Origin of the sequence: Pseudoalteromonas undina, assembly GCF_000238275.3 — a bacterium.
Classification (GTDB): domain Bacteria; phylum Pseudomonadota; class Gammaproteobacteria; order Enterobacterales; family Alteromonadaceae; genus Pseudoalteromonas; species Pseudoalteromonas undina.
In genome coordinates, this window is sequence record NZ_AHCF03000003.1 from 1633423 (window position 1) to 1651020 (window position 17598).

A 17598-nucleotide genomic window follows, 5' to 3' on the forward strand; every position below is an offset into this window, starting at 1 on the left:
AACACTAATTCTTTTTATTTAAAATATACTGGTTAACCGCCGCATTATGTTGTTTTAATGTGGTTGAAAACTGATGACTACCATCACCTTTGGCTACAAAGTAAACATACTCGCTTTTGGGCGGATTTACCGCAGCTAAAATAGCTTCTTTGGAAGGCATGGCAATGGGTGTGGGCGGTAATCCGTTAATACGATAGGTATTATACGGGGTGTAATTTCTTAGGTCTTTACGTTTGATATCGCCGTCAAAATCTTCGCCTAGTCCATATATTACGGTTGGATCGGTTTGTAAGCGCATATTAGTATTTAAGCGATTTATAAACGCTGAAGCAATTAACGGGCGCTCACTAGCAAGCGCTGTTTCTTTTTCGATAATAGAGGCCATTATCAGGGCTTCATAGGGGGTATCGTAAGGTAAATCACTTGCCCGTTGCTGCCAAGCATCTGCTAATGTTTGCTGCATCTTTTGCGCTGCGCGTTTTAATAAACTGCTGGCAGTATCATTGCTATGGTAATGATAGGTATCGGGGAATAACCATCCTTCTAGATGGGTTTGCTTACCTATTATTTGCTCGCCAAGTTGCTCAAGTTTTAAATCGTTTTGTAAGTGTGTAGAAGTACTCAGGGTATTTAAAACATCCCTAAGTGCTTGGCCTTCAATAATGGTAAAACTAAAACTAATTTGCTCGCCTTGATTTATTTTTTTGATGTTATTAAGCACGCTATCTGCGCTTAGCTCGTACAAGCCTGCTTTTAAATCGGTCAAGGTTGGATCGAGTTTAGCTAATATTTGAAACCGCCAGCAATCCTCTAGCCACTGCTGCTGTTGCCATTGGCGACATAACTTATTAAAACCGGTGCCTTTTTCAACTTTAAATTGGGTATTAGTAGCTACCTTTAGTGGCGTTTGAATGGTTGCTTGTAATTGCTGGTAGCCAATCACAGAGCTAAAAAAAGCCAGTAGTAATACTGATAATATAACTTTTAACACTAAGCCTCCTTGGCTAGTAACTCGTTTAGTAATGATTGGCTGTGCACAATATCAAAATAGTGCTCGCCTATACTTTTTACGGGCACAATTTTCATTAAGCTGTTACATAAAAATACGGCGTCTGCTTGGGTAAGGTCATCAACGCTGACAGTTTTAAATTCAACGGCTAATTTATCACATAAAGATTGTAGAAAAACACCTTTAATACCGCATTCATCTAGCCTTGGGCTAAATACCTTATTATTTTTTATTGCAAAAATATTAGCCGCTGAGGTTTCAATTACATTGTTGTTGCAATCAAGGACTAACGCATCATCGGTATGCTGAGCTTGCAGGGCATTTTTGATCAATACTTGTTCAAGCCTATTTAAAGTTTTAAGCCCAGCTAAATGAGGTTGAACGGCCAGCTTAATCGGGCTAATAGCTAAACTAATGCCGGTATCTGGTAAGCTGTTGTAATGTTTTGGATAAGGTAAAACACTCACAATAATATTTAAATTACATTCACTTGGTGACGCATAGCCTCGCCCGCCCTCGCCGCGTGTTACCACGATTTTAACAACCGCTTGCGCCTGTGATGCTACTTGCTGAGTAATGTGCGACTCAAGAGCTGTAAACTCAAGCGCCGGAAACCCTAAACGCTGCGCGCATTCAATCAAGCGTGCTTTGTGATAAGCCCAATGCTCAACCTGTCCATCAGTAATAATTGCGGTGGTAAAAAAGCCATCGCCATAGTTTAAGCCCCTATCACGGGTGCTTATGCTACTGGTTTCGTTTGCTGCTATTATTGTTTGCATATTTTTTTACACATAAAAAAACCCAGTTAAACAACTGGGTTCTTATTGTCGTTCGTTGTTAAAAAAGATTATACCTTTTTAAACAGTAACGAGCCATTAGTACCACCAAACCCAAATGAGTTACACAAAACGTAATCAAGTTTAGCATCACGTGCTGTATGCGGTACGTAATCTAAATCACAGCCTTCGTCTGGGTTATCTAAGTTAATTGTTGGCGTTACTTTTTGCTCGGTCAACGATAAAATAGACACTATCGACTCAACAGAACCTGCAGCTCCAAGTAAGTGACCCATCATAGATTTTGATGAACTTACCATTACGTCTTTAGCTGAATCACCAAAAATAGTTTTAACCGCTGACGTTTCTGCTTTGTCACCCGCATGAGTAGACGTACCGTGTGCGTTGATGTAGCCAACTTGCTCTGCATTTACTTGCGCATCGTTTAATGCGTTTTCCATTGCCAGAGCTGCACCTGCGCCATCTTCTGGTGGTGAGGTCATGTGATACGCATCACCACTCATGCCAAAACCAACAAGCTCTGCATAAATTTTAGCGCCACGTGCTTTAGCGTGTTCGTATTCTTCAACAACCACCACACCGGCACCATCAGAAAGTACGAAACCATCACGGTCTTTATCCCACGGGCGAGACGCTGCTTGTGGATCGTCATTACGCGTTGAAAGCGCACGTGCGGCGTTAAAGCCACCCATTCCAATTGGCGTACACGCTTTTTCTGCACCACCGGCAACCATTGCATCGGCATCGCCATAAGCAATCATACGTGCGGCGTGACCAATGTTGTGCAGGCCTGTAGTACATGCCGTTACAATTGAAATATTAGGACCACGTAAGCCGTGCATTATAGATAAATGACCCGAGATCATATTAATAATGGTAGACGGTACATAAAACGGCGATAACTTACGTGGGCCGCTGTTTAATAATTTTACGTGGTTTTCTTCAATAAGGGTTAAGCCACCAATGCCTGAACCTACCGCTACACCAATGCGTGATGCGTTTTGTTCAGTAACTTCGAGGCCAGAATTTTGAAAAGCTTGAACACCCGCTGCAATGCCATACTGGATAAATAAATCCATTTTTTTAGCATCTTTTGGTGACATGTAAGCCGATGCATCAAAATCATTGATTAAACCAGCGAAGTGAGTACCAAATTTTGATGTATCAAAGTGGGTAATATTTTGAATACCACTTTTAGCATCTAATAAGCCTTGCCAGGTTGATTGAACATCATTGCCTAGCGGCGTCAACATTCCTAAGCCAGTTACGACGACACGACGTTTAGCCACGGTTTGCCTCCAATAAGGAATTATTATTATACCAATTAACTTAGCTCAGTTTATTTCAGCGTTAACGCTGTTGCTAGTTATGTTATTAGTATTGGGGATGATCATACCCAAGCTACCTCAAAGTGCGAGTCTCAAACCATTAACCAACGCTAAGCAATAACAATTTAATTGCTGATGATGAGTGAGGGTTTGGAATTGAATCATGTACTTTGAGGTGGTTTGGATATAAAGATTAAAGGCAGCGAATGCTGCCCTTAATTTGCGATTAATTACTCAGCGTGAGCTGTAACGTAATCGATTGCAGATTGTACTGTAGTGATCTTTTCAGCTTCTTCATCTGGGATCTCAGTATCGAACTCTTCTTCAAGAGCCATTACTAATTCAACAGTATCAAGAGAGTCTGCACCTAGGTCATCAACGAATGAAGCTTCGTTTTTAACTTCTTCTTCTTTAACACCTAGCTGTTCGATGATAATTTTCTTTACGCGTTCTTGGATATCGCTCATTCTTCTTTCCTTTATTAAAAACGCCAATGCGTTATTTTCAGATTGCGGCGTAGTTTACGTCCGATAATTCTCTGATTCAATCTTTTGACCATAAATAATTTGCTGGTCAAACCTCTTGAGTGTTTATTTTATCTTTTATCGCTTATTTTCACAGCGATTTCAAGTATGTTTAAAGCAAGTTTGCGAAAAATTCAATATTTTTTAGCAAACCCGCATACAATTTGTAGTTTATTTAATTCGCATTGCGAACTTAAACCATGTACATCGCACCATTTACATGCAAAGTTTCACCTGATACATACGCAGCGGCGTCAGATGCTAAATAACATACTGCAGCTGCAATCTCATCTGGCTGACCTAAACGACCCGCAGGTACGTTTGCAAGCGTTGCTGCTTTTTGCTCATCTGTCAAATCATCGGTCATGTCTGTTTGAATAAAACCAGGTGCTACCACGTTTACAGTAATACCACGAGAAGCTACTTCACGCGCTAGTGACTTAGAAAAACCGATAACACCCGCTTTAGCTGCTGCATAGTTGGCTTGACCAGCATTACCCATAGTACCCACTACAGAGCCGATATTGATGATACGGCCGTTCTTTTTCTTCATCATTGGGCGAAGTACGGCCTTAGATAAACGGAAGATAGAACTTAAGTTGGTATCGATAATATCGTCCCACTCATTTTCTTTCATGCGCATCAATAAATTATCGCGCGTAATACCTGCATTATTTACTAATACATCAATATCACCTAAATCGGCTTTAATTGCCGCTAATGTCGCCTCAATCGATGCAGGATCAGTTACGTTTAACGCATAGCCCTTACCGTTATCACCTAAGTAGTCACTAATTTTAGCTGCACCCGACTCGCTTGTTGCTGTGCCCGCTACTTTTGCACCTTGTGCTACTAATGTGTTTGCAATGGCCTTACCAATACCACGGCTAGCGCCAGTGATCAGGACAACTTTGCCCTCTAAAGAAAATAAATTACTCATTTTATATACTCTTATTTAACTGAATCGATTGATGCAAGGTCGTTAACTGAACCACACACCATCGCTTTATCAATACGTTTTGCAAGCCCGGTTAGTACTTTACCAGGACCAAATTCATAACTTTGCGTTACACCTTGTGCAACCAGTGCTTGTACCGTTTCGGTCCAACGTACTGGACTATATAACTGGCGTACTAATGCCTCTTTAATTGCATCAGCTGAACCTTCTGCTTTTACATCAACATTATTGATTACATCACACTTAGGTGTATTAAATGTTAAAGCAGCTAAATCGGTGGCTAATTTCTCAGCAGCTGGTTTCATTAGTTCACAATGTGACGGTACGCTTACCGATAATGGCAGTGCACGTTTTGCTCCGGCTTCTTTACAAGCAACAGAGGCTCTATCAACTGCATCTTTATGACCGGCAATAACCACTTGCCCTGGCGAGTTATAGTTTACTGGAGAAACCACTTCACCTTGTGCCGCTGCTGCACAAGCGGCTTTAATTTCATCGTCGCCTAAACCAATGATTGCGGCCATAGAACCTACACCAGCAGGTACGGCTTCTTGCATGTATAAACCGCGATTTTCAACCAGTTTTACGGCTTCGCTTAAACTGATCACATCGCTACATACTAAAGCTGAATACTCACCCAAGCTGTGACCTGCCATAACGACGTCTGCATCTGGGTTTGCAGCTAACCAATGACGATAAATAGCCACGCTTGCGGTTAATAGTGCAGGCTGAGTACGGTGTGTTTGATTTAGTTTTTCTTCTGGACCGTTAAGTACAAGGTCTGCTAGGTCGTAACCAAGTGCGGTTGAAGCTTCTGCAAATGTAGCTTTTACTATGTCAGAACTCGCTAGTAGCTCTTGTAACATACCCACAGTTTGCGAGCCTTGACCTGGAAAAAGAAGTGCAATTTTTTGTGCCATAATTTGCTCTTTTAATTAAACAAAATAAATAATTTATAACACGGCACGTTAACTGTTATTCAACCGCCGTGTCTTTAGAATGTGTTTTTTCGAAAATAGCAGCTATTTTATCTGGAAGTTGACGTTCTACTTCTTTCACTGCTTCGTCGATTGCGGCATGAAATGCTTTAGCTGAGGCATTTCCATGGCTTTTAACAACAATACCGCGCAATCCTACCAGAGAAGCGCCGTTATACTGGTCGGGGTTCACTCTTTTATAGAGTTTTTTTATGATTGGCGCCAACATAAACGCCATACACTTGTAAACGACGTGCTTTTCGAGGGCACGGGTAAACTTTTTCATGATAAGTTTAGCAATGCCTTCACAGGTTTTAAGTGCAACATTGCCAACAAAACCTTCACAGACAATAACATCAGCCTTGCCAGAAAAAATATCGCTGCCTTCACTGTAACCAATATAATTAATCAGCTCGCTTTGTTGCATTAATTGTGCGGCTTGCTTAATTTCTTCGTGGCCTTTTATATCTTCAGCACCAATATTCAATAAACTCACTTTAGGGTTATCGCAGCCAAGTGCTTGACCTGCAACCACAGAGCCCATAATGCCAAACTGATACAACATTTGTGCATCACAATGCACGTTGGCGCCTAAATCGAGTAAGTAAACGGGGTTTTTACGTTCAGTAGGTACAGCAGAGATAAGTGCGGGACGTTTCACCCCTGGAAGCATTTTTAATACGTAATGCGCCATAAAAAATAGCGCCCCTGTATTGCCAGAGCTAACACAGGCTTGCGCTTCACCCGATTTAACTAAATCAAGGGCAACTCGCATGGAGGAATCTTTTTTTGAGCGTACAGCAACAGCGGGTTCGCAGGCATTGGTAACAACGTCGTTACAATGGCGAATAATTAATCTAGGATGAGAAAGTGAATCGAGTGATTCTAATTGTTTAGCTATTACTTGCTCGTTGCCACATAAAATGAGTTTTAAGTTGGCATTAGCATTTACCGCACGAACGGCTGCGGGGATAGATGAACGGGGGCCGTAATCGCCCCCCATCATATCTAACGCTATGGTTAGATTAGTCAGCATATAGCAATCTCTTAGTTAGAAATTACTTGAACGCCTTTGTAGTAACCATCTGCAGTCACATGGTGACGACGATGAGTCTCACCAGATGTTTGGTCTACAGTTAAAGTTGGACCACTGATCGCATCGTGTGAACGGCGCATGCCGCGTCTTGCACGAGACTTTTTGCTTTTTTGTACAGCCATAGTCTTCTCCTAAGAATCTTTCTTAAGTTGTTTCAAAATATCAAATGGATTTGGTTTATCATCTTCCGCCTTTAAAACACCAAAGCTGGCAGGCTCTGCTGTATAACTGCATGAAGCTTCGTTGTGGGTAGGCACTAATGGCACTGCTAAAATAAGTTCGTCTTCGATTAGCTCAAATACGTCTATTTCACCATTTTCATCAAGTGCTACTTCGTCGTAGCTTTCTGGAAGATCATCTGACTCTGCATCCAAACCGACTGGCGAATACACAAAGTCTTGATCCAAATCCAACCCTAAATCACCATTACAACGTTGACAAGTTACAGTTACGTGTGTGGACAAATTGCCACTAATCACAACTAAACCTTGCTCATCGTTTTTGCAATGAATTTTTACCGCTATTTCACCTACTTCTTCCTGGATAACCCCTCGTAAACGAGGAAGTTTCTCAAGCGGTACAACGCCGTCATACTTTAAACGATGCTGAGCTGCTTTGCCCGGATGAAGGGTGATGGGAATTTTCACCTTTTGCATAGGGGCTGCATCATATAGATAGTTAGTAAGTTAGTCAAAGTAAAAAACCAATTTTACGTTGTTTTTCACGTGTTTTACTCACGGATCTGATTTATCCTAACTCAATCTGATTTACGTTAGGAAAACATGCCATGAAGCACCCCCTTATATTAGCCTCAAGCTCGCCATTTAGGCAGTCTTTATTACAAAAATTTAATCTGCCGTTTGAAACTTTTTCACCGGATGTTGACGAAACGCCGCATAAAAACGAAACACCAAGCACGCTTGTTAAGCGCCTCAGTGAATTAAAAGCGGCTGAAGCCATCGATCATTTTGACCAAGGCCTCGCGATTGGCTCTGATCAGGTTGCTGTATTTGATGGTCAAATATTAGGTAAGCCGCACAATAAAGAAAACGCTATCAAGCAATTGAGCTTATTTAGCGGGCAAACAGTCACCTTTTTAACTGGCTTATGTGTGTACGATATACATACTAAGCAATGCAAAACCATTGTTGAGCCATTCAATGTAACCTTTAAAACGTTAACAACGGCGCAAATAAGTGCTTATTGCGATGCAGAGCAACCTTATAACTGTGCAGGAAGTTTTAAAAGTGAAGGCTTGGGTATTTGTTTATTTGAAAGACTCAGTGGTGATGATCCAAACAGCTTAATTGGTTTACCACTGATTAAACTCAGCCAATTATTGGCTGAGTTTGGTGTTGATGTGTTAGCAGCGCAAATGCCTAGCGCAAATTAACTGATTGCCCGAGTAATATATTTTGCAACTGATGATAGTTGTCAGCGGTTGCAATCGGAGTTAATTCTTTTAATTGCGCAGCGTTGTGCACGCCCATGGTTACCCCTATTCTATCCATACCTGCGGCTTTTGCCATTGCCATATCTATTTGCGTGTCGCCTATCATTAGCGCTTCATCAACATTTATCCCTAGCTCTTCAAGCAATTGATAAAGCATATCGGGAGCGGGTTTTGATTTAGCGTCGTCACTGGTTCGCGTAGCACTAAAAAAGTGACGCAACTGGCTTTCATCTAGAAGGCGTTCCAGTCCTACTCGGCTTTTACCTGTGGCAACCGCCAATATTATGCCTTGATTTTTTAACTCAATGAGTACCTGTGCAACGTGATCAAACACCGGTGTTGGGGTGGTATCAAGTGCATATTGCTGTTTATAACCTGCAATAAGCGTTTCGTGATGTTCGCTGTGATCAGGAAACAAGGTTGCGATTGCGTTTTCAAGCGATAAACCAATAATATTTTTACTAGCGGTATCGCTTGGCGGCTCAATATTATGTGATTGGGCACTTTTGCGAATGCAATTAACGATTTTGCTAATTGAATCCATAATGGTGCCATCCCAATCAAAAATCACCAGCTTGTAATGTTTTATTGGGGTTACGATCACGCTTTTGCTGCTCTAAGTTTTACTAAACAACTTGATAGTGCTTTATCAAGCGGTGCTTCTACTCGCATAGTGGTTTCGTTTTTAGGATGGTAAAAGCTTAAATCATGCGCGTGTAGAAATAAGCGGTTTAAACCGCGTTTACGCATTGACTCATCAAATCCTTGGTCGCCGTACTTATCATCACAGGCAATAGCATGGCCTTGACACTGAGTATGCACACGAATTTGGTGAGTACGACCGGTTACAGGGGATGCTTGTACTAATGAGCAATCGTTAAAACGTTCAAGCACTTTAAAACGGGTATGCGACGGTTTGCCCTCGGTATTATCAACACGTACTACGCGCTCACCCGATTTTAGGGTATTTTTACGCAAACCTTCCGTTACATTTTTTGTTTTAGAGTCCCATTGGCCTTCTACCAATGCCCAGTAATTTTTTTCCATGGTTTTTTCGCGTAATTGCTCATGCAAAGCGGTCAGCACTGAGCGGCGCTTAGCAATGAGTAAACAACCTGAGGTATCGCGGTCTAAACGATGCACAAGCTCTAGGCTGCGCTCTTCTGGGCGTAAAACACGTAATGCTTCAATAAGCCCGTAGCTTAAGCCACTTCCGCCATGCACAGCCATGCCTGATGGCTTGTTAATAACAATCAGGTATTTATCTTCAAATAATATATCGTCTTCGAGGCGCGTTACTTTATCGAGTTTTGAGGGTACAAACTCTTCACGTTCTGACACTCTAATTGGCGGTATACGAATAACGTCGTCTAGCTGCAATTTATAAACAGGCTTAATACGTTTTTTATTTACACGCACCTCACCCTTACGAAGAATTTTGTAAACTGCGCTTTTAGGCACCCCTTTTAAATGGGTAATAAGAAAGTTATCAATACGCTGACCTAAGTGGTCTTCGTTGATAGTGACAAAAGTTACTTGTAAGCCGGTTTTTTCTGACATTGCCTAATCACTGATTTAAGTAAAATAATTTAGTTGCTAACACGGTTATAATAGTGGGATAATCAGCAGCGCAAATATTTAGTATTTGCAAATAACAACGGTGCTTTTTAACACAACAAAACATTCGTGATGCACATTCTGGGTAACCGATCATACAGATCCGAGTTAAGTTTTCCAAAGCTTTTATACATACCCAGTTAACACGTGCGCACAACTAACGGCAATGCGCGTAATATATTGCTGGTTAAGTTTGAACATGAATTGATTTTTAATGTGATAGTAAAAGCAATGAACAGATAATTTGTCTGATAGTGACGGCGTAAAAACACGCCGTTCAGAATTCGCTCAAATATTGTAGTAGTACCGTACAGCAGCTTATTTAGAACTAAAAAAATCTAATAAATAAGCGTTCATTAACATCGGTAGCGATTTTTGCTCATAAAATAGATAACGGTAGTTTTAAAAACGAAACTATGGTTTGAACCTAAAGAGCCCTACGCACCTAATATGAATGCATTTAACAAGATTGATATGACAGGCCAACTTCTGGATAAAACGTGTATTGAGCTAAATAGCCGACACATTTGAATCCTTTTAGAATTTAATAGCGTGATAACACCCTATTGTTTGCCGGCATTTAAAATACTGCGTACCAAAATACAGAGCCGTTCCGTTAAAGACCCAGTCGTGAGGCTGCACATTCTAAAAATAGGAACACCTGAACAGGCGAGAAAAACATCGTCATGTCAGCGACATAAACTAGTAGAGTAACATTATGAAACGTATGCTAATCAATGCAACGCAGCAAGAAGAAATGCGCGTAGCACTGGTTGACGGCCAGCGCCTATATGATTTAGATATAGAAAGCCCAGGTCACGAACAGAAAAAAGCCAATATTTATAAAGGCAAAATCACACGCATTGAACCATCTTTAGAAGCAGCATTTGTTGATTACGGTGCTGATCGTCATGGTTTCCTTCCATTAAAAGAAATTGCTCGTACTTACTTCCCGCAAGGTTACACCTTCCATGGTCGTCCGAATATTCGCGACGTGATCAAAGAAGGTCAAGAAGTAATAGTACAAGTTGATAAAGAAGAGCGCGGCCAAAAAGGTGCAGCATTAACTACTTTTATCAGCGTTGCCGGCAGCTACTTAGTGCTTATGCCAAACAACCCTCGCGCTGGCGGTATTTCTCGCCGTATCGAAGGTGATGAGCGTACTGAACTTAAAGAGTCGCTAAGCCGTTTAGAACTACCTAAAGGTATGGGCTTAATTGTACGTACTGCGGGTGTTGGTAAATCGTTTGAAGAACTAAACTACGATTTAAAAGCATTATTAGTCCACTGGGAAGCCATTCAACAAGCGGCAGACAGTGCTAAAGCGCCATTCTTAATTCACCAAGAAAGTAACGTTATTTTCCGCGCTATTCGCGATTATTTACGTCGTGACATTGGCGAAATTTTAATTGATAAACCACGTGTTTTTGAAGAAGCTAAAGCGCACATTGAGCGTTTTCGTCCTGACTTTATGAGCCGCGTTAAGCTTTATCAAGGTGACACACCATTATTTACGCATTACCAAATTGAAAGCCAAATTGAGTCTGCGTTCCAACGTGAAGTGCGTTTACCGTCAGGCGGTTCAATTGTTATTGACCCTACTGAAGCACTTACCTCTATTGATATCAACTCGTCTAAAGCAACAAAAGGCGGTGATATTGAAGAAACAGCACTTAACACCAACCTAGAAGCAGCGGATGAAATTGCACGTCAACTTCGTTTACGTGACTTAGGTGGTTTAATTGTTATCGACTTTATTGATATGACACCTCCACGTCATCAACGTGAAGTAGAAAACCGCTTAAAAGATGCTGCTCGCCCAGATCGTGCCCGTGTACAAATTGGCAAAATTTCGCGCTTTGGTTTACTTGAAATGTCGCGTCAGCGATTACGCCCTTCACTAGGTGAAGCAAGCCAAGGTGTTTGTCCACGTTGTAGTGGTCAAGGTACTATTCGTTCAAACGAGTCAATTGCACTATCAATTTTACGCTTGATTGAAGAAGAAGCAATTAAAGACAACACTGCACAAGTAAACGCACAAGTGCCTGTTGCCGTTGCCGCTTATTTATTAAATGAGCAACGTCGTAGCGTTCACCGCATTGAAAAGCATCATAAATGTGATGTAGTGATTATTCCTAATCAACACATGGAAACACCACATTACGAAGTTATGCGTTTACGTAAAGACGAAACACTTGAAACAGTAAGTTATGAGCAAGTTGTTGCGCCTGAGCCTGAAGCATTTGAAATGTCTAAATCGCCAGCAGCACCTGTACGTGAAGAGCCGAAGCTTAAAGGTGTCGTTATGCCTTCTAGCCCTGCTCCACAAGCAGCAGCAAAAGCTGCGCCAGTAGTAGAAGCAAAAGCTGAAATTGGCTTATTTACTGCACTTGGAAAATGGATTAAGTCGTTATTTGCAAGTGAAAGTGAGCAAACAACACAAGAGTCTACAGATAAGAAATCTCAAGAGCGTGCCAATAACAACCGTGGCAATGATAATCGTCGTCGAAACAACAACCAACGTCGTCGCAATAATAACCCACGTAATAAACCACGCAACGAACGTAATACAGAGTCTGAAACTAAAAATGAGTCAGCACCTGTAAATGATACGCCAGAAAAGAATGAGAACCGCAATAAGCGCCGTCGTAATTCAAATACGCGTAAACGTCCTGAGCATAAAACAGAAGATAAAACGCAAGTAAAAGCAGAGGCAACTCAAAAAGCTGATACTGCACCTAAATCTGATAAGAATGCAGAGCCAAAAGAGCAAAAGCCTAAAGTACGTCGTCAACGTCGTAATTTACGCAAAAAAGTTCGCGTACAAGACGAAAGTGCTGAGCAAGTTCAAACAATAGAACAACCTGTTGAGCAACCTGTGGTGAAAGAAGAAAAGCCACAAGTGAAAGAGCAAGCACCTGTTGTTGAAAAGCAAACGCCTGTATCAGATGAAAAAGCACCTGCACCTGCTAAAGAACAAGCAGAAGCTGTTGTTGATTCAAACGATAACGCAGTATCACAAGATGAAGAACAAGAGCAAACACGCACTCGTTCACGTCGTTCACCACGTCATCTTCGTGCATCAGGTCAGCGTCGTCGTCGCCCTGAAGGTGAAAACGCGCAAGAAAAGTCTGATGAAGCGCCTGCGTTTGTACCCGTTGCTGATCAAGCTGCAGCTGAATATGAAGCAGAGCTAAAAGCAAAAGCACATAAAACGGCCGTTGATGCCTCTGATGCAGTTGAGCAAAACATTGTTGAAGAAGAATTAGCGAAAACTGAAGAACCAGTAAAAACTGCAGAGCCAGTAAAAACTGAAGAACCAGTAAAAACTGAAGAACCAGTAAAAACTGAAGAACCAGTGAAAGCTGAAGAACCAGTGAAAGCTGAAGAGCCAGTTAAAGCTGAAGAGCCAGTTAAAGCTGAAGAACCAGTAAAAACTGAAGAACCAGTGAAAACTGAAGAACCAGTGAAAACTGAAGAACCAGTGAAAACTGAAGAACCAGTGAAAGCTGAAGAACCAGTGAAAACTGAGGAACCAGTAAAAACTGAAGAACCAGTAAAAACTGAAGAACCAGTGCAAACTGAAGAGCCAGTAAAAACTGAAGAACAAGTGCAAACTGAAGAAGTCGCTATTGAAGCAGAAACCGCACCGGTTAGTGCTACTGAAACACCTGTAGAAGCTAAAGAAGCGCCTTTAGTTGAAAGTCAGCCTGAGAAAGTGTCGCAAGCGAGCTCAGCTAATGTAAACGCTAAAACAGTGATTACAGCTGGACATGCAAGTGCGCCAATGGCACAGCCAACACCTGTAGCTGATAGCGAAATCAAGCATACATCAGTTGCAATGGCACATGACAAGCGTGAGTTAATCCCTGACAGTGGCCTTCGCCCTGGCTCGGTAAAACCTGCAGGTCGTGCTAGCTCAGCAATGACTAAAACACTTAATGCTGAATAAGCACTAAGTTTAGTTAACAGCTAAAAAAACCGCGTTAATTGATTTTAACGCGGTTTTTTATTGCCTGATATTTATGTAACTCGCAACGGGGTTCGGGCTGCGAGGAGCGGGTTAAGGTTAAAACATTTGAAGCTTCGCTTCACACGTGAGCAAGCTCTACGTCTACCAGTTATCTGCTAATACCTGTTTTATCTTCTCATTTAATCCTCATTCTCTTCTCTCCGTGCAATTAGATCTTAAGAAAATTATGCACAAAGAGAGCTAAGAGACGCTGCGCTTTTAGAGGGTAAAGTTACAATCGAAGGTTAACGGGCTGTGGGGATCGGGTTACGAGCCTGAGCCCGAAACCCGTAGCTCGCCGCCCGCCGTGAGTTTAATCTTGCTCTTGTTCCATGAAACGTTGCAGTTGGTCTTTAAGGTTTGGCGGAATGCCCTTGATCACTAAAGTATCAGTGGCTTCATTATAAGTTACACGCTCACCTAAATGCTTACGCTCAAAACTAATGCTCACACCGCCACCTAAGCCTGAAAACTTCACCATACTCGTTACTGTTTTCTTATCGACTGGGAATGACTCTTCTAGGTCATAGCTTTGCTCTTTACAAAAGCTCTCAAACGGGTTGTCGTCGCCTTTAGTCAGCGTTGCTGAAAGCTCACTTACATTAGCCTCTTCGCCAGTAGTGACACAGTCGTTACAATAATCAAATACTTGCTTACGTAAATCGTCTTTTTCAGACTTATCAAATTCTTGCTCTGATAAGTAGTCTTCTACCGCGTTTAGCATTACTTGGCTTTGTTGCTTAGGATCAATGCCCTCTTCACAACCTAAGAAATCTAAAAAGAAGTCAGCCACTTTTCGCCCTGCACGACCTTTAATAAACGAAATATAACGATTATCGTCTGCTTGAGTATCCCATGCTGTTAAATCGATGCGAGCAGCCAATTGCATACGCGAAATATCTAAATGGCGCGATGCGGCTAAATCAAGCTCTGAAGTCATGGAGTAGTGCTCTTTAATGTTGATCATGGCAATCAACATATAATCAGTAGCCACGTACTGATAATGACAAAATACTAAGTAGCCAGTTTCATTAAAGGCGTATTTATCTAACTCTTCTTTTAATACCGTTGATGCCTGCTCGGTCATATGCCAAAAGCCAAGCTCATTATTACGATAGCTTTGCATAGTAGAGGCAACAATACTGTTTTTTTCGCCACTAAAAGCACAAAAACCTTTGCCTGGCTTGCCGTTGTAGGCGTGGTGTAATTGCTCAATGAATACAGCAACTTTGTCGTTGATCATCATTTCGTCGTTGCGAAGGTGAATTTGGGTGTCGTCATCTTTTTTGTCTACATAGTGCACGACTAATTTTTTAACATCTATTGCCATCTTTGTTTTTCACGCCTCTGGTGTTAAAATACGGGAATATAACTATTTTTATTGAACCAACTGATGCCAATCTTATCAAAATACTCTAATGAAGAAGTAGAACAAATCGTCGATCAGCTTATTGATGTTTTATCAAAACACAATGCGCCGGTTGATTTAAGTCTTATGTGTTTAGGAAATTCTATCACGCATATCTTAAAAGAGCATGTACCAACAGGGAAAAGACAAGCTGTTACTGAGAACTTTGCAAAAGCACTCGCTCAGTCGGTTAAATAAACTCTATGAATTTATCGCAGCATAACCAGTTTTCATCGAAAGCAAGTCAATTATTAAGTTGGGGCCATTGGTTTACATTTGCCAATATTGGTTTAGCGCTTTTAATTAGCTTAAGCTATTTATTTGCCGACTCACCGCCCACTACTTATATAGGTATCACTTATATGGTGGTTACGTGGCTAAGCCACACCAGCTTTATTGCCTTTTTAGCGTTTGTGCTGACGGTTTTTCCTTTAAGTTTAGTGTTTCCCTATCCGCAGCATATTCGTGGTATGGCGGCAGTGATAGCAACAATAGGTGCTTCAATACTGACTTTAGACGCTTATGTGTATTTTAACTTGGGCTATCACTTAAATGCCTCAGCGCTGCCTGAAATTATTTCGTTGTTGTGGCACCGCTTAACAAATTCACCTGCGCTTACTACCTTGCTTGCTGGCAGTATTGTGTTACTCATTTTAGGCTTTCAGCTTACGGTTAGTAACTTTACTTGGCACCATTTAGGGCGTTTAAAGCAATTTAAATTTGCGCGTTATGCCGGTTCTTTTTTAGTTATCTGTTTTGCCTTAAGCCACAGTATTCATATTTGGGCTGATGCAAATTTAAAATTTGATATCACAAAACAAGATAACGTATTACCGCTTTCGTATCCAACTACAGCCAAAAGTTTACTCGCTAAAAACGACTTATTGGATGTTGAAAGCTACGAGCAAGCACATAATGTTAAAATTAATAACCAAGGTATTAATTACCAAATACCTACCCCATTAGCAAAATGTGAAGATTACAACGCAGCTAAAGTTGATATTTTAGTGTTTGATAATGACGAACAGTTAGCAAAATTTGTTGCTAGCAAAAAAGGCATTTATAAAAATCAGCAGTTTTTACAACCCACAGATCATAGCGACATGCTTTTTGGTTTGGTGTATGGTCTGCCTGCATTTTATAAAACTGATATTATTGAGCAACAAACGTTACCTGTTTGGCAAAGCCAACGCCGTAGTGTAGAAGTATTTGGTATTGATGAGCTGAGCTTTATTAACGAGCAAGCACACAAAGACAGTGCAATCAGAATTATTAAAGCAACCGAAAATACGACTGTACGCAATGACACTACTGAGTTTTTTGCATTTAGTGTGTCTCAAAACAGCAATGAAATAGTGACCACGTCAACCTTGTATAGCTCAGATAAGTTTATTTCTAAAGTGAATGGCTTAATTCAACCTAGTGACATTCTTGCTACTAGCCTTGGCCAATACTTAAACTGTAATACGCTTGCAGAGCAGACAATGTTAGGGAAAAATTTATACAATAAAAGTAATAACATTGGCGTTAATTACTCACAAGGCGTCGTAATTGCTTATAAAAAAGATAGAATTACGCTGATTGATCGTGATGGAAACTTTAGAAATATTTCCGCAGCTGAAGGGTTTTCAATTGAGCAAGGACTTGATATTCCGTTTTTAGTGCACAGTATTAAAAAGCTTAAAACATTTTCTCAATAGCACCTCATAATACGAGCGAGTCATTAAAACTGACTCGCTTAGTTTCTGTTATTACTCCTTTGCACTTGCTATCCCCCCAAGCTAGGTTATAGTTTTTATCATTAAAAATTATTAACTCGATCAGAATATACAAAGGATAATCATTATGTTCAGCGTTATTAATCTGATCACTACTGCCTGCCTTTTAAGCTTCAGCTCTTTTGCATTAGCTCAAACCACCTATTACAAATGCGTAACCCCAGAAGGGACTACCTTTTCACAATTACCTTGTAGTAACAATGCAACCGTTCATAAAATAACTGCCACCGAGCCAAAACAAGCAGGTGAAGAAATAAACTACACTAAGCAGTTAAACGAACTTGAACGCGACACCATAATTACTAACTTAGAGGCGGAGCTACGCAGTAACCAGCATAAACTCGCTATACTTTCGCGAGAGAAAGACAGAGCTGATTTTAAACAACAACAGCGGTTAAATCATATATTAAGTGCGGATGATAAAAAACGAATTAGCAAAGATATTAAAAAGACGCAAAAAAGCTTAGATAAGCAATATAAAAAAGATAAAACGTTAATTGAAAAGCGAATTAAGAAATTACAAAAAAAGATTGATGCCTACCAAGCAGACTCTAATTAACTTAAATAAATATCATCTTAATTAGCTTGGTTTTAAACATAAAATAACATACCCTTAACAACCGTAGAGTACAAACTCTAAT

The 17598-nt window shown here is 40.8% G+C and carries 17 protein-coding genes; 5 read left to right on the top strand and 12 right to left on the bottom strand.

The window, feature by feature from the left end; all coding sequences use genetic code 11:
* Positions 1-4: 4 nt before the first annotated feature.
* The 9 genes from mltG to yceD all read right to left on the bottom strand — a co-directional run bounded on the left by mltG (position 5) and on the right by yceD (position 7345).
* Entirely contained in the window at positions 5-991 is a 987-nt protein-coding gene (gene mltG, locus PUND_RS11175) for an endolytic transglycosylase MltG (RefSeq protein WP_010389638.1), read from the bottom strand.
* Positions 991-1788, bottom strand: a complete 798-nt coding sequence (gene pabC, locus PUND_RS11180; RefSeq protein WP_010389636.1) for an aminodeoxychorismate lyase — start codon at positions 1786-1788, stop codon at positions 991-993. Before pabC ends, mltG begins: the two co-directional genes overlap by 1 nt.
* A gap of 68 nt (positions 1789-1856) precedes the next feature.
* On the bottom strand, positions 1857-3095 hold the full coding sequence (fabF, locus tag PUND_RS11185) for a beta-ketoacyl-ACP synthase II (protein ID WP_010389635.1): 1239 nt from the start codon (positions 3093-3095) through the stop codon (positions 1857-1859).
* A 269-nt stretch (positions 3096-3364) separates the two neighbouring features.
* Complete coding sequence (gene acpP / locus PUND_RS11190; RefSeq protein WP_008109873.1) at positions 3365-3601, bottom strand: acyl carrier protein; 237 nt, start codon at positions 3599-3601, stop codon at positions 3365-3367.
* 250 nt (positions 3602-3851) lie between these two features.
* Positions 3852-4598, bottom strand: a complete 747-nt coding sequence (gene fabG / locus PUND_RS11195; RefSeq protein WP_010389634.1) for a 3-oxoacyl-ACP reductase FabG — start codon at positions 4596-4598, stop codon at positions 3852-3854.
* Between the two features lie 11 nt (positions 4599-4609).
* On the bottom strand, positions 4610-5536 hold the full coding sequence (fabD, locus tag PUND_RS11200) for an ACP S-malonyltransferase (protein ID WP_010389633.1): 927 nt from the start codon (positions 5534-5536) through the stop codon (positions 4610-4612).
* A 55-nt stretch (positions 5537-5591) separates the two neighbouring features.
* Positions 5592-6629 carry a phosphate acyltransferase PlsX gene (plsX, locus tag PUND_RS11205; RefSeq protein ID WP_008467405.1) on the bottom strand — a complete coding sequence of 346 codons (1038 nt, stop codon included), beginning with the start codon at positions 6627-6629 and terminating at the stop codon, positions 5592-5594.
* 11 nt (positions 6630-6640) lie between these two features.
* Entirely contained in the window at positions 6641-6811 is a 171-nt protein-coding gene (gene rpmF / locus PUND_RS11210) for a 50S ribosomal protein L32 (RefSeq protein ID WP_008109865.1), read from the bottom strand.
* A 9-nt stretch (positions 6812-6820) separates the two neighbouring features.
* On the bottom strand, positions 6821-7345 hold the full coding sequence (gene yceD / locus PUND_RS11215) for a 23S rRNA accumulation protein YceD (protein ID WP_008109862.1): 525 nt from the start codon (positions 7343-7345) through the stop codon (positions 6821-6823).
* A gap of 131 nt (positions 7346-7476) precedes the next feature.
* Between yceD and PUND_RS11220 the strand changes: the two genes are divergently transcribed.
* Entirely contained in the window at positions 7477-8082 is a 606-nt protein-coding gene (locus PUND_RS11220) for a Maf family protein (RefSeq protein WP_010389632.1), read from the top strand.
* Here PUND_RS11220 and PUND_RS11225 read toward each other — a convergent pair.
* Complete coding sequence (locus PUND_RS11225) at positions 8069-8746, bottom strand: HAD-IA family hydrolase (protein WP_010389629.1); 678 nt, start codon at positions 8744-8746, stop codon at positions 8069-8071. The genes PUND_RS11220 and PUND_RS11225 overlap by 14 nt on opposite strands.
* Positions 8743-9702 carry a 23S rRNA pseudouridine(955/2504/2580) synthase RluC gene (rluC, locus tag PUND_RS11230; RefSeq protein WP_010389627.1) on the bottom strand — a complete coding sequence of 320 codons (960 nt, stop codon included), beginning with the start codon at positions 9700-9702 and terminating at the stop codon, positions 8743-8745. Before rluC ends, PUND_RS11225 begins: the two co-directional genes overlap by 4 nt.
* Before the next feature lie 775 nt (positions 9703-10477).
* Between rluC and rne the strand changes: the two genes are divergently transcribed.
* Positions 10478-13711: a ribonuclease E gene (gene rne, locus PUND_RS11235; protein WP_010389626.1), complete on the top strand. Its 3234-nt coding sequence runs from the start codon at positions 10478-10480 to the stop codon at positions 13709-13711.
* 373 nt (positions 13712-14084) lie between these two features.
* Here rne and yejK read toward each other — a convergent pair whose 3' ends face one another.
* Positions 14085-15101 carry a nucleoid-associated protein YejK gene (yejK, locus tag PUND_RS11240; RefSeq protein ID WP_010389625.1) on the bottom strand — a complete coding sequence of 339 codons (1017 nt, stop codon included), beginning with the start codon at positions 15099-15101 and terminating at the stop codon, positions 14085-14087.
* A 63-nt stretch (positions 15102-15164) separates the two neighbouring features.
* Between yejK and PUND_RS11245 the strand changes: the two genes are divergently transcribed.
* From PUND_RS11245 to PUND_RS11255, 3 genes are all read left to right on the top strand, one after another.
* Positions 15165-15377 (top strand): YejL family protein, encoded by a 213-nt coding sequence (locus PUND_RS11245; protein ID WP_008109847.1) that lies wholly within the window; start codon positions 15165-15167, stop codon positions 15375-15377.
* A gap of 5 nt (positions 15378-15382) precedes the next feature.
* On the top strand, positions 15383-16879 hold the full coding sequence (locus tag PUND_RS11250) for a DUF3413 domain-containing protein (protein WP_010389624.1): 1497 nt from the start codon (positions 15383-15385) through the stop codon (positions 16877-16879).
* Positions 16880-17024: 145 nt separating this feature from the next.
* Positions 17025-17516 carry a DUF4124 domain-containing protein gene (locus PUND_RS11255; protein ID WP_010389623.1) on the top strand — a complete coding sequence of 164 codons (492 nt, stop codon included), beginning with the start codon at positions 17025-17027 and terminating at the stop codon, positions 17514-17516.
* Positions 17517-17598 lie beyond the last annotated feature (82 nt).

Excerpts from the sequence above, each read along its gene's own strand:
- pabC (WP_010389636.1), bottom strand. The coding sequence starts at position 1,788 with ATGCAAACAATAATAGCAGCAAACGAAACCAGTAGCATAAGCACCCGT.
- acpP (WP_008109873.1), bottom strand. The coding sequence starts at position 3,601 with ATGAGCGATATCCAAGAACGCGTAAAGAAAATTATCATCGAACAGCTA.
- fabG (WP_010389634.1), bottom strand. The coding sequence starts at position 4,598 with ATGAGTAATTTATTTTCTTTAGAGGGCAAAGTTGTCCTGATCACTGGC.
- fabD (WP_010389633.1), bottom strand. The coding sequence starts at position 5,536 with ATGGCACAAAAAATTGCACTTCTTTTTCCAGGTCAAGGCTCGCAAACT.
- plsX (WP_008467405.1), bottom strand. The coding sequence starts at position 6,629 with ATGCTGACTAATCTAACCATAGCGTTAGATATGATGGGGGGCGATTAC.
- rpmF (WP_008109865.1), bottom strand. The coding sequence starts at position 6,811 with ATGGCTGTACAAAAAAGCAAAAAGTCTCGTGCAAGACGCGGCATGCGC.
- yceD (WP_008109862.1), bottom strand. The coding sequence starts at position 7,345 with ATGCAAAAGGTGAAAATTCCCATCACCCTTCATCCGGGCAAAGCAGCT.
- PUND_RS11220 (WP_010389632.1), top strand. The coding sequence starts at position 7,477 with ATGAAGCACCCCCTTATATTAGCCTCAAGCTCGCCATTTAGGCAGTCT.
- rluC (WP_010389627.1), bottom strand. The coding sequence starts at position 9,702 with ATGTCAGAAAAAACCGGCTTACAAGTAACTTTTGTCACTATCAACGAA.
- rne (WP_010389626.1), top strand. The coding sequence starts at position 10,478 with ATGAAACGTATGCTAATCAATGCAACGCAGCAAGAAGAAATGCGCGTA.
- yejK (WP_010389625.1), bottom strand. The coding sequence starts at position 15,101 with ATGGCAATAGATGTTAAAAAATTAGTCGTGCACTATGTAGACAAAAAA.
- PUND_RS11245 (WP_008109847.1), top strand. The coding sequence starts at position 15,165 with ATGCCAATCTTATCAAAATACTCTAATGAAGAAGTAGAACAAATCGTC.
- PUND_RS11250 (WP_010389624.1), top strand. The coding sequence starts at position 15,383 with ATGAATTTATCGCAGCATAACCAGTTTTCATCGAAAGCAAGTCAATTA.
- PUND_RS11255 (WP_010389623.1), top strand. The coding sequence starts at position 17,025 with ATGTTCAGCGTTATTAATCTGATCACTACTGCCTGCCTTTTAAGCTTC.